Here is a 558-nt window from a genome sequence, read left to right as displayed (position 1 = left end):
TTTCAGGATTTACATTCGCTCGTTTTAAAGCTTCTTTTATCACCTCAGCACCAAATACGTGGGCGGGAACTGACGCTAGTTCGCCTCCTTGTTTCCCAATTGCTGTTCGTACTGCTGAAACAATGACCGCATCTCTATTCATTTCTCCATCCGCTCCTTTTTCTTTGTAATTCATCCCTTTTCATATCAAGGCTTTCAAGAAAATAACTGTCATTTATTTTCATTAGTATCATTTTAAAATCAGCTATTGAGACCAAGCTTATGAGGATTTAAGATTATAGTCTTTCTGTTCATCTTTATTTCCTTTTGATTTAGACGGTTTTACAAATATGGCAAATAGTATGCCAAAAGCCAAAACAAGTATGGCCATGAACAAAATAGATAAGTTGTAGCCCAATATTTTATTTCCTCCAGCTAAACCTATGATATAGCCGGTTAAAAGAGGAGCAATAATCCCTGCTATGTTACCTGATGAAGTTAAAATACTTGTCATCAATCCACCGCGTTCACGCATCTCATTTATCATAATCGTTGGGCCTATTGGTAATATGGCATATG

At 36.6% G+C, this 558-nt stretch carries 2 protein-coding genes; both read right to left on the bottom strand.

Annotated elements, in window-relative coordinates:
- Window positions 1-142: thiolase family protein (locus AC1DUW_RS32085; RefSeq protein WP_477644615.1), on the bottom strand; the 142-nt coding region annotated here is incomplete at its 3' end.
- A 117-nt stretch (window positions 143-259) separates the two neighbouring features.
- Window positions 260-558 (bottom strand): MFS transporter (locus AC1DUW_RS32080; protein WP_477644614.1); only part of this gene is annotated, 299 nt, incomplete at its 5' end.

Source organism: Peribacillus sp. P4_C12, from assembly GCF_056402095.1.
Note: the sequence above shows the minus strand (reverse complement) of the source record. Positions and strands in the feature narration are given on the sequence as shown.